General features: G+C 61.5%; 10 protein-coding genes. 1 reads left to right on the top strand and 9 read right to left on the bottom strand.

Annotated features, from left to right (window positions below):
• Positions 1–45 precede the first annotated feature (45 nt).
• Positions 46–1,935 carry an ATP-dependent zinc metalloprotease FtsH gene (gene ftsH / locus HWX91_RS30450; RefSeq protein ID WP_028199161.1) on the bottom strand — a complete coding sequence of 630 codons (1,890 nt, stop codon included), beginning with the start codon at positions 1,933–1,935 and terminating at the stop codon, positions 46–48.
• A 189-nt stretch (positions 1,936–2,124) separates the two neighbouring features.
• Positions 2,125–2,787: an RlmE family RNA methyltransferase gene (locus tag HWX91_RS30445; RefSeq protein ID WP_028199162.1), complete on the bottom strand. Its 663-nt coding sequence runs from the start codon at positions 2,785–2,787 to the stop codon at positions 2,125–2,127.
• A gap of 183 nt (positions 2,788–2,970) precedes the next feature.
• Here HWX91_RS30445 and HWX91_RS30440 point away from each other — a divergent pair, with 183 nt between their 5' ends.
• On the top strand, positions 2,971–3,501 hold the full coding sequence (locus HWX91_RS30440; protein ID WP_028199163.1) for a YhbY family RNA-binding protein: 531 nt from the start codon (positions 2,971–2,973) through the stop codon (positions 3,499–3,501).
• A gap of 131 nt (positions 3,502–3,632) precedes the next feature.
• On the opposite strand, the gene HWX91_RS30435 is transcribed toward HWX91_RS30440, so the two are convergent.
• The 7 genes from HWX91_RS30435 to gloB form a co-directional block, all read right to left on the bottom strand.
• A complete protein-coding gene (locus HWX91_RS30435; protein ID WP_028199164.1) occupies positions 3,633–4,142 on the bottom strand; it encodes a DUF4149 domain-containing protein in 510 nt (169 codons plus the stop codon).
• A gap of 20 nt (positions 4,143–4,162) precedes the next feature.
• Positions 4,163–4,639, bottom strand: coding sequence for a transcription elongation factor GreA (greA, locus tag HWX91_RS30430; protein WP_012433846.1), 477 nt, complete (start codon positions 4,637–4,639; stop codon positions 4,163–4,165).
• A 151-nt stretch (positions 4,640–4,790) separates the two neighbouring features.
• Positions 4,791–8,045, bottom strand: coding sequence for a carbamoyl-phosphate synthase large subunit (carB, locus tag HWX91_RS30425; RefSeq protein ID WP_028199165.1), 3,255 nt, complete (start codon positions 8,043–8,045; stop codon positions 4,791–4,793).
• Between the two features lie 152 nt (positions 8,046–8,197).
• Complete coding sequence (carA, locus tag HWX91_RS30420) at positions 8,198–9,352, bottom strand: glutamine-hydrolyzing carbamoyl-phosphate synthase small subunit (protein WP_028199166.1); 1,155 nt, start codon at positions 9,350–9,352, stop codon at positions 8,198–8,200.
• Positions 9,353–9,782: 430 nt separating this feature from the next.
• Positions 9,783–11,024 (bottom strand): MFS transporter, encoded by a 1,242-nt coding sequence (locus tag HWX91_RS30415; RefSeq protein ID WP_028199167.1) that lies wholly within the window; start codon positions 11,022–11,024, stop codon positions 9,783–9,785.
• Positions 11,025–11,225: 201 nt separating this feature from the next.
• Entirely contained in the window at positions 11,226–12,920 is a 1,695-nt protein-coding gene (locus HWX91_RS30410) for a transglycosylase SLT domain-containing protein (protein WP_028199168.1), read from the bottom strand.
• Positions 12,921–13,077: 157 nt separating this feature from the next.
• Positions 13,078–13,869: a hydroxyacylglutathione hydrolase gene (gene gloB / locus HWX91_RS30405; RefSeq protein WP_028199169.1), complete on the bottom strand. Its 792-nt coding sequence runs from the start codon at positions 13,867–13,869 to the stop codon at positions 13,078–13,080.
• Between the last annotated feature and the right edge of the window lie 18 nt (positions 13,870–13,887).

Here is a 13,887-nt window from a genome sequence, read left to right as displayed (position 1 = left end):
GGCCGGTGTGAAACACACCGGCCCGCACTTTCTACTGGTCGCCTATCAGGCCGGCGCGGTCGCGCTGCCCGGCTTGACCTCGGTGCCCGGGCTGCCGCCCGACGAGGCATCGCTTGCCGACGGCGGCGAGCTCTTTGGCGAACGCGGCGGACGGCCTGCCATGATGTCGTTGATCTGATCGGCGTCGATCGTTTCCCACTCCATCAGCGCGGCGGTCATCGCTTCGACCTTGTCGCGGTTCTCGTCCAGCAGGCGCTTGGCAAGGTTGTACTGCTCGTCCAGCACGCGGCGGATTTCCGCGTCGACCTTCTGCTGCGTCGCTTCCGAAATGGTCCGCGTGAAGCCGCGGCCAAACGGCGTTGCGTCGTTTTCGTCGTCGACGTAAACCATCGGTCCGAGTGCATCCGTCATACCGAAGCGAGCCACCATGGCGCGGGCCGTAGCCGTTGCCTTGTTGAAGTCGTCCGATGCGCCGGTGCTGATCAGGTTCAGGAACAACTCTTCCGCGACACGGCCACCGAACAGGATCGCGAGGCGGTCCAGCAGGTAGTCCTTCGAATACGTTTCGTTGTCATGCTCCGGCAACTGCCACGTGACGCCCAGCGCACGGCCGCGCGGGATGATCGTGACCTTGTGCACCGGATCGGCCTTCGGCAACAGCTTGGCGATGACCGCGTGACCCGATTCGTGATACGCCGTAGCACGCTTCGATTCTTCGCGGATCACGGCCGACTTGCGCTCCGGGCCCATGAAGATCTTGTCTTTCGCGTCTTCGAAGTCCGTCATTTCGACGATGCGCTTGCCGCGGCGAGCCGCGAACAGCGCCGCTTCGTTGACCAGGTTCGCCAGATCGGCGCCCGAGAAGCCCGGCGTGCCGCGTGCGATCACCGCTGCGTCGACGTCGTTCGAAATCGGCACCTTGCGCAGGTGGACCTTCATGATGTGTTCGCGGCCGCGGATATCCGGCAAACCGACGTACACCTGACGGTCGAAACGGCCCGGACGCAGCAGCGCCTTGTCCAGCACGTCCGAACGGTTCGTGGCAGCAATCACGATCACGCCCGAGTTCGCCTCGAAACCGTCCATCTCGACCAGCATCTGGTTCAAGGTCTGTTCGCGCTCGTCGTTACCGCCGCCCATGCCGGCGCCGCGGTGACGGCCGACCGCATCGATTTCGTCGATGAACACGATACACGGCGCATGCTTCTTGGCCTGCTCGAACATGTCTCGCACACGAGCCGCACCGACACCCACAAACATTTCCACGAAGTCCGAACCCGAGATGCTGAAGAACGGCACCTTGGCTTCGCCGGCGATAGCGCGCGCCAGCAACGTCTTACCGGTTCCCGGGGGGCCGACCAGCAGCACGCCGCGCGGGATGCGCCCGCCCAGCTTCTGGAATTTCTGCGGATCGCGCAGGAAGTCGACCAGTTCGGAGACTTCTTCCTTGGCTTCGTCGCAACCGGCGACGTCGGTGAAATTGATTGCGTTGTTGTTTTCGTCGATCAGACGTGCACGGGATTTACCGAACGAGAACGCACCGCCTTTCCCGCCCCCCTGCATCTGTCGCATCATGTAGAACCAGAAGCCGATGATCAGGATCGTCGGTCCGAGGTAGTACAGCGCAGACACCAGCGCATTCGGTTCGTCATCAGCCTTGCCGCTCACCTGAACGCCATACTTCATCAGATCGCCGACCATCCAGATGTCGCCCGGCGACACGATCTGGTACTTCTGGCCGTCTGCTGGAGTGACCGTGAGGTTCCGCCCCTGGACAATGACGTTCTTGACTTTGCCGTTCTTCGCGTCGTCCATGAACTGCGAATAGGAAACGCCTTCCTGGACACGGGGCTTGTCGAACTGCTTGAACACCGTAAATAGCACCAGTGCGATAACCAGCCACACTGCTGCTTTCGAAAACATATTGTTGTTCAAAGCACCACTCCTTCACTTAGACGGGCGCCTACATTTTCCTTGCGGCACCACGAAAGCATTCTAATCCAGTCCGCAGACCCCTGCCATAAGGTTTCGCTACCACATAAATAGCGTAGCGGGCTGTCGGAGCGCCGATTTCCGGCGCCCTAAGCACATTATCGGCAGGTGCGGAACCTTCCTGCAGCGCCCCTACGCGGGCCGCTTGAGGTGCCTACCTAAAATAAACGTTTCTGACGACTTGTCCCGCGAAGCTTTCGGCTTGCGGGCCGCGACCACCTTGAACTGGCGCTTGAACTTTTCGACAATCTGGCTATAACCGCTGCCATGAAAACATTTGACTAAAAGGGCGCCATCCGGCTTCAGGTGGTTTTGCGCAAATTCCATCGCGATATCGCACAAATGCTCGATTCGCGCGGCATCCGCCACCGCCACTCCCGACAGGTTGGGCGCCATATCCGAAATTACAAGGTCAACTTGTCGTTCCCCGACCAATTCTTCCAATTGGAGAAGCACCGAGTCTTCGCGGAAGTCGCCCTGAATGAAGTGAACGTCGGAGATCGGCTCCATAGGCAGCATGTCCAGCGCGATGATCGTGCCATCGATCCCGCCTTCGCGCTCGGCGTCGCGTTGCGCGCCCTTGGCCAGCTTGTTGCGGGCGTACTGACTCCAGCTACCCGGCGTGGAGCCGAGGTCGACGATCACCTGACCGGGCCGGATCAGCTTGTCCTGCTCGTCGATTTCCTTCAGCTTATAGGCTGCGCGGGCGCGGTAACCCTCCCGCTGCGCCATTTTTACGTACGGGTCGTTGATGTGATCGTGCAGCCACGCGGTGTTGAACTTGTTTTTTGCCATTAATGGTAGAACTCTTGCTGCGTGATGTCGCGCTTTAGGGGATAATACGCGGTTAATTCGCGCGGCCACCGCCAAAACTGGCAGTTATCCGCGATTCTGTTGTTCTGACGCGCCGCCCTGCGCCATGGTCCGAATCTATCCGGACTGCAGGTGCCGCCATTTTAGTCGAGTCTCCCACTTTCCATGCCAGCCCTTAAAGTCTCTTCCGACCAACGCGCCGAGTTGCGCTCCCAGGCACATGCGCTCAAACCGGTCGTGCTCGTCGGCGCCGAAGGCTTGACCGACGCTGTGCTGTCGGAGATCAAGGTTCACCTTGGCGCCCATCAACTGATCAAAATCCGCGTATTTGGCGACGACCGCGAAGAGCGCATCGCCATCTACGAACAGATTTGCGACCAGCTGAACGCCGCACCGATCCAGCATATCGGCAAGCTGCTGGTGATCTGGAAGCCGGAAGCAGCGGCGCAACCGGCGGTGAAGGCCAAGCGCGGCGCCCTGCCGAGCGCCCGCGAAGCGGCTGTCGAAGCCAAACCGGGCAAGGGCCGCGCACCGCGCGTGGTCACGGTGGTGAAGCCCAGCGAAGTTCCAATGCGCAAACCAAAGGCAAAGGCAGTCGTGGTGCGCGGCAATGAACGCGTCACGCAGGGCGGCAACATCAAGCGCGCCAAGAAACGCCAGACCAGCGCGAAACGCGCGCATCAGTCGTCGAAATAAGCGAATGATGAGAAGTGCGGGCGGTGTCCGCACTTTGGCGTGAACTGCTCAGACCGTCTCGGCAACACCGCTTAGGCAACCCGTCGCGCGGCAGACAGAAACGCCTGGACCGGCTCCTGGCCTCGCACCACTCAGCCGGTGACTTTCCCGGTGGCGCTACGCGCGCCCTGCTCTGCAGTCACAACGCCGACGCTCGCCGGCAGCTTCCACACCAGCGCCACGCCCAGCAGGCTTTCGATCAGGTAAAACAGACTCGACACGCCGTGCAGGATGCCGAAGCGCGTTGCATAAGCCGAATGCCCGACATCGCTGCCCGCTTCCAACGCGGCAATGCGCATTGCATTCATGAACGGCTGCAAAGCAAAGTACCCCACCAGCACGCACACCAGCATACCGGCGATCAACCAGCGCAACCGGCGATAAGCCTCGCTGCCGCGGCGAATCAGGATATTCGCCAGAACCAGCAACAAAATACCGCACACCGCGCCCAGCACGCCCTCGATGCGGAACAGTTGCGCCGCCACGGCGCCCGCCGCGATGCGGTCGAGCGACGTAAACAGCACCGGCGCGACGGCATAGCCGATCGTCAGCAGACTACCGACCCATACCACCGTCAACAGACGGAAGAAACGATGCGGCATCAAAGACACCGGCGCCGCCTTCAAACGTAGCTCACCGCGATGATTTCGTATTCGCGCACGCCGCCCGGTGCCTGCACCGACGCAACGTCGCCTTCCGACTTGCCGATCAAAGCGCGCGCGATCGGCGAGCTGATCGAGATCAGACCGTGGTCGATGTCCGCTTCGTCGTCGCCGACGATCTGATACTTGACCGACGCACCCGAATCCAGATCCTCAAGCTCGACGGTCGCGCCAAACACCACGCGCCCGTCCGCTTCGACCGCGGCCGGGTCGATCACCTGCGCACCGGCCAGCTTCGATTCGATTTCGGCAATCCGGCCTTCGATGAAGCCCTGCTTTTCCTTCGCCGCGTCGTATTCCGCGTTCTCCGACAGATCGCCCTGGGCACGCGCTTCCGCGATCGAATTGATCACCGAGGGACGCTCAACCGATTTCAGGCGCTGCAATTCATCGCGCAACATTTCCGCGCCGCGCTTCGTCAATGGAACAGTGCTCATAAACAACTCTATGCAAAAAACAGCCGTAAAAAAAATCACCGCGGTTAAGTGCATTCCGCGGGGCTGACGCTCCGGGCAAAAAGCCGGGCCACAGCACCTGCGGAACGCCGCTTAACCGCGGCACTTACATCTTGGACAGGTATTCGAAGCCTTAGTTTAGGCGAGCGTGGAGTCCTTGTAAATCATAGACTTCCAGGTTCTTCAAATAGCGCAAACCTTCAACCGCGGCCCGTGCACCGGACATCGTCGTGTAGTACGTGACCTTGTTCGCCTGCGCGCTCATGCGGATCGAGCGCGAGTCGGCGATCGCCGCGCGGGTTTCGTCGACAGTCGTGAAGACCAGCGCGATTTCGCCGTTCTTGATCATGTCGACGATGTGCGGACGGCCGTCCTTCACCTTGTTGACGACCTTGACCGGCACGCCGGCCGCTTCGATTGCGGCAGCCGTGCCCTTGGTCGCGACGATCGGATAGCCGAGTTCGTGCAGCATGCGCGCGACTTCGACGGCCTTCGGCTTGTCAGCATCCATCACGGTCAGGAGCACGGTGCCCGACTCCGGCAGACGCGAGCCCGCTGCCAGTTGCGACTTGAACAGCGCTTCGCCGAATGTCTGCCCCACACCCATCACTTCACCGGTCGAACGCATTTCCGGTCCGAGCACCGGATCGACTGCCGGGAACTTGACGAACGGGAACACCGCTTCCTTCACGCTGAAGTACGGCGGATCGATTTCCTTCGTCACGCCCTGAGCGGCGAGCTTCTGGCCGACCATCGCACGCGCCGCGATTTTCGCGAGCGGCAGGCTGGTCGCCTTCGACACGTACGGCACCGTGCGCGATGCGCGCGGATTCACTTCCAGCACGTAGATGATGTCCTCTTTCGAGCCATCGGCCTGCGGCACCTGCTGGATCGCGAACTGCACGTTCATCAGGCCGACCACGTTCAGCGCCTTGGCCATTGCACCGGTCTGGCGCTTCAGCTCGACAATGGTTTCCTTCGACAGCGAGTACGGCGGCAGCGAGCAAGCCGAGTCGCCCGAGTGCACGCCCGCCTGTTCGATGTGCTCCATCACGCCGCCGATGAACACGGCTTCGCCATCGGAGATGCAGTCGACATCGCATTCGATCGCGTCGTTGAGGAAGCGGTCGAGCAGTACCGGCGAATCGTTCGACACCTTCACGGCTTCGCGCATATAGCGCTCGAGGTCGCGCGGCTCGTGGACGATTTCCATCGCGCGGCCGCCCAGCACGTACGACGGACGCACCACCAGCGGATAGCCGATTTCTTCAGCGAGCTTGAGCGCTTCGTCTTCGGCACGCGCGGTGCGGTTCGGCGGTTGACGCAGGCCGAGGTCCTGCAGCAGCTTCTGGAAACGCTCGCGGTCTTCCGCGGCGTCGATCATGTCCGGCGACGTGCCGACGATTGGCACACCGTTCGCTTCGAGATCGAGCGCGAGCTTCAGTGGCGTTTGACCGCCGTATTGCACGATCACGCCAACCGGCTTTTCCTTGTCGACGATTTCGAGCACGTCTTCGAGCGTCAGCGATTCGAAGTACAGACGATCGGAGGTGTCGTAGTCGGTCGAAACAGTTTCAGGGTTGCAGTTGACCATGATCGTTTCGTAGCCGTCTTCGCGCATGGCGAGCGCGGCGTGCACGCAGCAGTAGTCGAACTCGATACCCTGGCCGATCCGGTTCGGGCCACCACCCAGCACCATGATCTTCTTGTTGTTCGTGGGGTTCGCTTCGCACTCTTCCTCGTAGGTCGAGTACATGTAGGCGGTTTTCGTGGCGAACTCGGCGGCGCACGTGTCGACACGCTTGTACACCGGGCGCACGTTCAGTTCGATACGACGCTGGCGCACCTCTGCCGGCTTCGCGCCGAGCAGCTTGGCCAAGCGGCGGTCCGAGAAGCCGCTCTGCTTCAGATACTTGAGTTCTTCCTTCGACAGGCTGGCTAGCGTACGGCCGGCCAAGGCCTTTTCCTTCAGGATGATCTGTTCGATCTGCGCGAGGAACCACGGGTCGATCGAGGTCTCTTCGAAAATCTCTTCGGCCGTCATGCCGATACGGAACGCGTCGCCCACGTACCAGATGCGGTCCGGACCGGCTTCACCGATCTCGCGGATGATCTCGTCGCGGTTGTCGGTCTTTTCGTCCAGACCGTCCACGCCCACTTCGAGACCGCGCAGCGCCTTCTGGAACGATTCCTGGAAAGTACGGCCGATGGCCATCACTTCGCCGACCGACTTCATCTGCGTGGTCAGGCGCGAATCGGCTTCGCGGAATTTCTCGAAGGCGAAACGCGGGATCTTGGTGACGACGTAGTCGATCGTCGGTTCGAACGATGCCGGGGTCTGGCCGCCGGTGATTTCGTTCTTCAACTCGTCCAGCGTGTAACCGCAAGCGAGCTTGGCCGCGACCTTCGCGATCGGGAAACCGGTCGCCTTCGAAGCCAATGCCGACGAACGCGACACACGCGGGTTCATTTCGATCACGATCATCCGGCCATCTTTCGGATTGATCGAGAACTGCACGTTCGAACCACCCGTGTCCACGCCGATCTCGCGCAGCACCGCGAGCGATGCGTTACGCAGGATCTGGTATTCCTTGTCGGTGAGCGTCTGCGCCGGCGCGACGGTGATCGAGTCGCCGGTGTGGATACCCATTGGATCCAGGTTTTCGATCGAGCAGACGATGATGCAGTTGTCCTTCTTGTCGCGGACCACTTCCATCTCGTACTCTTTCCAGCCGAGCAACGATTCTTCGATCAGCAACTCGCGCGTAGGCGACAGATCGAGGCCGCGCTTGCAGATCTCTTCGAATTCGTCGCGGTTGTACGCGATGCCGCCACCCGAGCCGCCCAGCGTGAACGACGGACGGATCACCACCGGATAACCGCCGCTGCCGGTTTGCGATGCGATGTCCGCTTGCACCGCCAGCGCTTCTTCCATCGAATGCGCGGTGCCCGACTTGGCCGAACCGAGGCCGATTTTGGTCATCGCGTCTTTGAATTTCTGACGGTCTTCCGCCTTGTCGATCGCTTCCGGCGACGCACCGATCAGCTCGACCTTGTACTTCTCCAGCACGCCATGCGCGTGGAGATCCAGCGCGCAGTTCAGCGCGGTCTGGCCGCCCATCGTCGGCAGGATCGCGTCCGGGCGCTCCTTGGCGATGATGCGTTCAACCACTTCCCACGTGATCGGCTCGATGTAGGTGACGTCGGCCGTGTTCGGGTCGGTCATGATCGTCGCCGGATTGCTGTTGACGAGAATGACCTTGTAGCCTTCCTCACGCAGCGCCTTGCATGCCTGCGCGCCCGAGTAGTCGAACTCGCACGCCTGGCCGATGATGATCGGACCCGCGCCGATGATGAGGATGCTTTTAATGTCTGTCCGCTTGGGCATAACGCTCTCGCTAATGTATTCCTGAATTCTTTCCGTCGGCGCGCGCCGTTCAAACGTTGCGCGCGCTGTGTTGTGTGCGGCTCGCCCGGCTTCGCGCGTGGCGCGCGAATCGCGTTGCGAGCCGCGCGCCGCCTAGGCGCCTCACAACCTGCTTATGCCGCTGCGGTCTTGCCGGCCTTCTGCGCGTCCATCAACCCAGTGAAGCGGTCGAACAGATACGCGATGTCGTGCGGACCCGGCGACGCTTCCGGGTGGCCCTGGAAGCAGAACGCCGGCTTGTCGGTCAATGCAAAGCCTTGCAGCGTGCCGTCGAACAGCGAAATGTGCGTGACCTTGGCGTTGGCCGGCAACGTGTCGGCGTCGACCGCGAAACCGTGGTTCTGCGACGTGATGACCACGCGGCCGTCGTCCAGATCCTTCACCGGATGGTTCGCGCCGTGGTGGCCGGTCTTCATCTTCATGGTCTTTGCGCCGACAGCGAGGCCCATGATCTGGTGGCCAAGGCAAATACCAAAGGTCGGGATACCGCGTTCGATCAGCTCTTTGGTGGCGGCAATCGCGTAATCGCACGGCTCCGGGTCGCCCGGGCCGTTCGACAGAAAGATGCCGTCCGGGTTGAGCGCCAGTGCGTCAGCCGCGGAGGCTTGCGCTGGCAACACGGTGACGTGGCAGCCGCGCTCGGCCAGCATGCGCAGAATGTTGTACTTCACGCCGTAATCGAACGCGACCACACGGTATTTCGGCGCGTTCTGCTTGCCGTAGCCGGTGCCCAGACGCCATTCGGTCTGGGTCCATTCGTAGGTTTCCTTGGTGGACACGACCTTCGCGAGGTCCATGCCCGACAAACCCGGGAAAGAGCGCGCGAGTTCGATTGCCTTCGCTTCGTCATCCGAACCGGCCAGAATGGCGCCGTTCTGCGCACCCTTGTCGCGCAGCACGCGCGTCAGCATACGGGTGTCGAGACCGGCGATGGCGACCACGCCTTCGTCCTTCAGGTATTGCGGGAGCGTGCGCTCCATGCGGAAGTTCGACGCGAGAACCGGCAGATCACGGATGATCAGGCCGGCGGCATGGACTTTCGTGGCTTCGACGTCTTCGGCATTCACGCCGACGTTACCGATATGCGGATACGTGAGGGTCACGATCTGGCGCGCGTAGCTCGGGTCGGTCAGGATTTCCTGATAGCCGGTGATAGCGGTGTTGAACACGACTTCGCCGATCGTATGCCCGGGGGCGCCGATCGAGTAACCACGAAAGACCGTGCCGTCGGCGAGTGCGAGCAAAGCGGGAGAAAATGACGGCAACACGGGAGACTCCTTGGGGAACACCCTGTTGCCGACCTGTCTATCCGACTGCGAGCCGCAGCGAAACGCATCGACAGGATGCGCGCGCAGACTCGCTCGCGTACTGCTGGTGACGTCGCAAGGGGCGCGATGAGTCCATTGTGTGGACGGATCGGCTGGGGTGCGGGGCGTCAAAAGCGCGCGGCGGATGAACGGTATGGGAGAGGTAGGCGCTAGGGTGCGGGTTGATAAGCTCAAACCTTGGAATTATAGCGCGAAATTGCCCTTCCCTCCAAATCCGAGATGGGGCGTCAGCGTAGTCAGGCGCGGCCCGAATCCGGTCAAAGCCTTGTTGCGCATGGCTCGGACGCGATTTGGCACAATTTACGCCCACCCGAATCGGGATAGAGCCGGCGAATCCGATGGCCCTTTTTGCGAGCCCTGCGCGACAAGCTTAAACCTGCTGTTCGGCTCGCACGTGCGCCGGCTGAGGCCGCGCTCGCCCCGGCAGTACGTACCAGATCGCACTCAAAACCTGAAGCGCCACCAGGATGCCCCACGCGGTCAGGTGCGCGGCCGCCGGATAGTGGCCGCCACTGGCCGGCCAGCGCGACAGCACCGCTCCGACACCGACCTGAAAGCCGAAAATCAGCAGAAAAATGATCAGCGTCAGGGTGGTATTCACCCGGCCGATCATCTGCGCCGGGAAATGGCGCGCCATGACCGCATAACTGAGAATTCCGGTCCCGCCGAAAATCCCGTACGCCGCCCACAGCAGGCTCGCCGGCAGCGGCGCGTTGAACATGATCAATAGCTGGGTAACGACGAACAGCGCCATACCGATACCGCAAAACGCATACAGCGAGATCCCGCGCCGCTCGAGGCTGCGCGCCGCCGCGCCGAAGGCCACGCAGCCGGCCATCATTGCAAAGCCGAGAATCGACACCAGCGCGGCGGCCTCACGCGGCGCGAAGCCCTGCACGTCGCGCAACCAGGCGCCGACCCATAGCGATTGCATCGCGTAAAACACACCCTGCGTAAGGACCGAAAATGAGCCGATTTTCCAGAATGCCGCGCTCTTCAGAAGGTGCAGCGTCCCTTTGAACTGGGCCCCGATACTCGCTTGATGGTGAGTTTCACTGCTGTCCGGCGTGAGCGTCCACTGCGCCACCGCCACCAGTACCGTGAGCAGCCCCAAACCGATACAGACCGTGCGCCAACCGGCAAAACCCAGCACCCACGTGAGCGGCGAACCGACCATCACTCCGCCGAAACCGCCGATCGCCATCACCAAACCGTTCATCAACGGCAACCGTGCCGACGCGAAATGCTGCGCCAACGCCTTGAACGCGGCGCCGAGACACACCGACACACCCACGCCAATCAGCAGGCGCCCAACCATCATCATGCCGACGCTGTGCGCGGCGCCGAACACCCAGATTCCCAGTGCCGCGAACAGCAGGGTGACCGCTGTCACCCGACGCGCGCCGAAGTGGTCCAGCAATACGCCGGCCGGAATCTGCGCGCCCGCGAAGCCGAGGAAATACAGACTGGTCAGCAGACCGAGATCCGTGGCCGACAAGCCGAGATCGTGCGTGATGAAGGGGGCAAAACCGAGATTGACGCCGCGAAATACATAAGAAACGAAGTAACCGGCGGAAAACAGGAGAAATACGCGCAGCTGAGTCGACGACATAAGTTTTGAAATAAGCGGCCGGGTTTGGCCCAAGCACGAAAGATAAATGAAACGCGCGAACTTCGCCTTCAATGGGCCGCAGAATGAAAAACGCCGTCACCACAGGTGACGGCGTCGGAATAACACGGTGCGTGATCGGAGCGCAATTCACGCGTTGCCCCCGCAACGCATGTGGTCACTACCGTGGTGGCCGCTTTTGGTCTACTTACCCTTCTTCGCGTTGGCCGCGGTCTTTGGGCGGCTATCTGCCGCGGCCTTCGACGCCTTGCTGGACGTGGAAGCCGACACCTTCGTCACCTTGCCCTTGCTGGCGCTGGACGTTGTCGGCTTGCTGACTTTACCTACCGGCTCAGACACCTTCACCACGGCGGCGCGGCCACGACCCTTCTTCTTATCGTAGCGCGATTCGCTTCTCGTGTCTGCGACGCGGGTGCCGATCTTCTCGACTCCGCCGCCCTGCACGTCAGTCGCGATGCGCTCCGGACCTGGTTCGCTCGGCATGGCCTTACCAACCGGCACGTGCAGCACGATCACCTGGCCACGCGAAACCTGATCGCGATGCGTGCGATTCCACGCCTTCAACTGACCAATCGAGACGCCGTAGCGCACCGCGATGGCGGCCATCGATTGATTACGACGCACGCGGATCAACATCTTGCGGGTGTCGGGAACGTCAGGCTCCATGGCCAGCACCGCGCTTTCGGCGACGTCGGCGCTGATGTCTTCGTCGTCGTCCGAACCGCGCGGCACCACGATCGTCGAGCCCGGCTTCAGACGCATGCCGGCCGGAATCTTGTTCACTTCCATCAGCGTGTCAGCGTCGACACCGATCTTTTGCGCGATTGCCGCCGGCGCGGCACGCTCGGTGACCGTGTACGTGGTCCACGACGACAACGAACCGGAGTAGGCCTTCAGATTGCGCTCAAACGCGCTCGCGTTGTCGAACGGCAGCAGGATCTGCGGCTGGGTGGCGCCGAGAATCACCGGTTTTCTGAACGACGGGTTCAACGAGCGGAATTCGTCTGGCGAGAGATTCGCGAGCTTCGCCGCCATGTCCACGTCAATGTCGTGCGAGGTCGTGACCGTGACGAAATATGGGTGGTTCGGGATCGACGGCAGCGTGAGCCCGTACATCTGCGGGTTCATGACGATGTTCTTCACCGCCTGAAGCTTGGGCACGTAGTTGCGCGTCTCGTTCGGCATGCGCAGGCTGAGGTAGTCGGTGGGCAGGCCCGCCGCTTCGTTGCGCGCGATCGCGCGCTGCACGTTGCCCTCACCCCAGTTGTACGCAGCGAGCGCCAGTTGCCAGTCGCCGAACATGTCATGCAGACGCGACAGATAATCGAGCGCGGCGCTGGTGGAGGCCAGCACGTCGCGGCGCTCGTCCTGCCACATATTCTGCTTGAGGTTGTAGGTGCGGCCCGTGCCCGGCATGAACTGCCACATGCCGGCCGCCTTCGCCACCGACAGCGCCTGCGGGCTGTACGCGGATTCGATGAACGGCAACAAGGCGAGCTCGGTCGGCATATGACGCGCCTCGAGCTCTTCGACGATGTGGTACAGATACTTCTGCGAGCGCTCGGTCATGCGCTGCACGTAGTCCGGGCGCTGCGCATACCAGTTGACCTGCATGTCGACGAGGTCGGTTTGCAGATCCGGCATTTGAAAACCACGGCGAATACGACTCCATAGATCGGCGTCCGGGCTTGTCAGTTGATCGACTGAACCCTGGTCGACATTGATCGTTTCTTTGGCGGTGGCTGTCTTGCGAAGGGCGTCAGCAACGGCTTGCTGACTGGCGGGATTAGTTGCGGAGGTAAGGCTATTCGTTGTCGGTCCCTGACTCGCGCAAGCGGCGAGTGTCAGGACCAATAACGCACTAAAGATAAATCGCATGAACGTCTCGGCTTCCACAAGGGCTGGAATTTGCAGCCGATAGTACGAAACGGCAACGTTTACGTCAATCGGAAATTGACGAAAAAAATCAAGGAAATCTAAGGCTTGGCGAATTTTTCCGATTCTTCGCGTGAGGAATACCCTGATCGCGGCCGGGTCAACGGAAGCGGTTTTTCCATTCGCGCATCAGCGTAAATGCCGTTAAACGATCGGGCACTTTTTCATGCAACTGCTCTTGCAAGCTTGCTTGAACCGCCGGATTATCCACGCGCAAAAACGGATTCACGGCGCGTTCGTGGGCAATCGTGGTCGGCAAGGTCGGCACGTGACGCGCGCGCAAGTCGCTCGCCTTGTCACGCCAGGCTTGCAGCTCGGCGTTGCCCGGCTCGCAGGCGAGCGCAAAGCGGATGTTCGACAACGTGTACTCGTGGGCGCAATGCAGTTCGGTCGAGCCAGGGAGCGCGGCCAGCGAATCCAGCGACGCCAGCATCTGCGTGGGCGTGCCTTCGAACAGGCGGCCGCAGCCGCATGCGAACAACGTATCGCCGCAAAACACGTGCGGCGTGCCGTGTGGGTCGGCTGGCTGAAAATAGGCGATATGACCGCTCGTATGGCCGGGCACGTCGAGTACATCGAACTCGAGTGCGGGCTCGGCAATCGTCACACGATCGCCGTTTCCGAGACGGTGCGTGAGGTGCTGGATCGCTTCACCGGCGGGGCCGTAGACGGGCACGGCCTGGCCGTTCAGCAGATCGGCCACCCCACCGACATGGTCTTGATGATGGTGCGTGAGTAAAATAGCGCTCAGCCGCCAACCCCGTTTCGCGAGATATGCGCGCACGGGGGCGGCCTCACCCGGATCGACGACCACCGCATAATGCCCGTCGGAAACGACCCAGATGTAATTGTCTTCAAACGCCGGGACCGGTACGTACTCGAGCGCATTCATAGGCGACGCATTCCCTGA

This window comes from Paraburkholderia fungorum, assembly GCF_902833645.1.
Classification (GTDB): Bacteria; Pseudomonadota; Gammaproteobacteria; order Burkholderiales; family Burkholderiaceae; genus Paraburkholderia; species Paraburkholderia fungorum.
The sequence above is the reverse complement of the archived record's forward strand: the minus strand, read 5'-3'. Positions and strand labels throughout refer to the sequence as shown.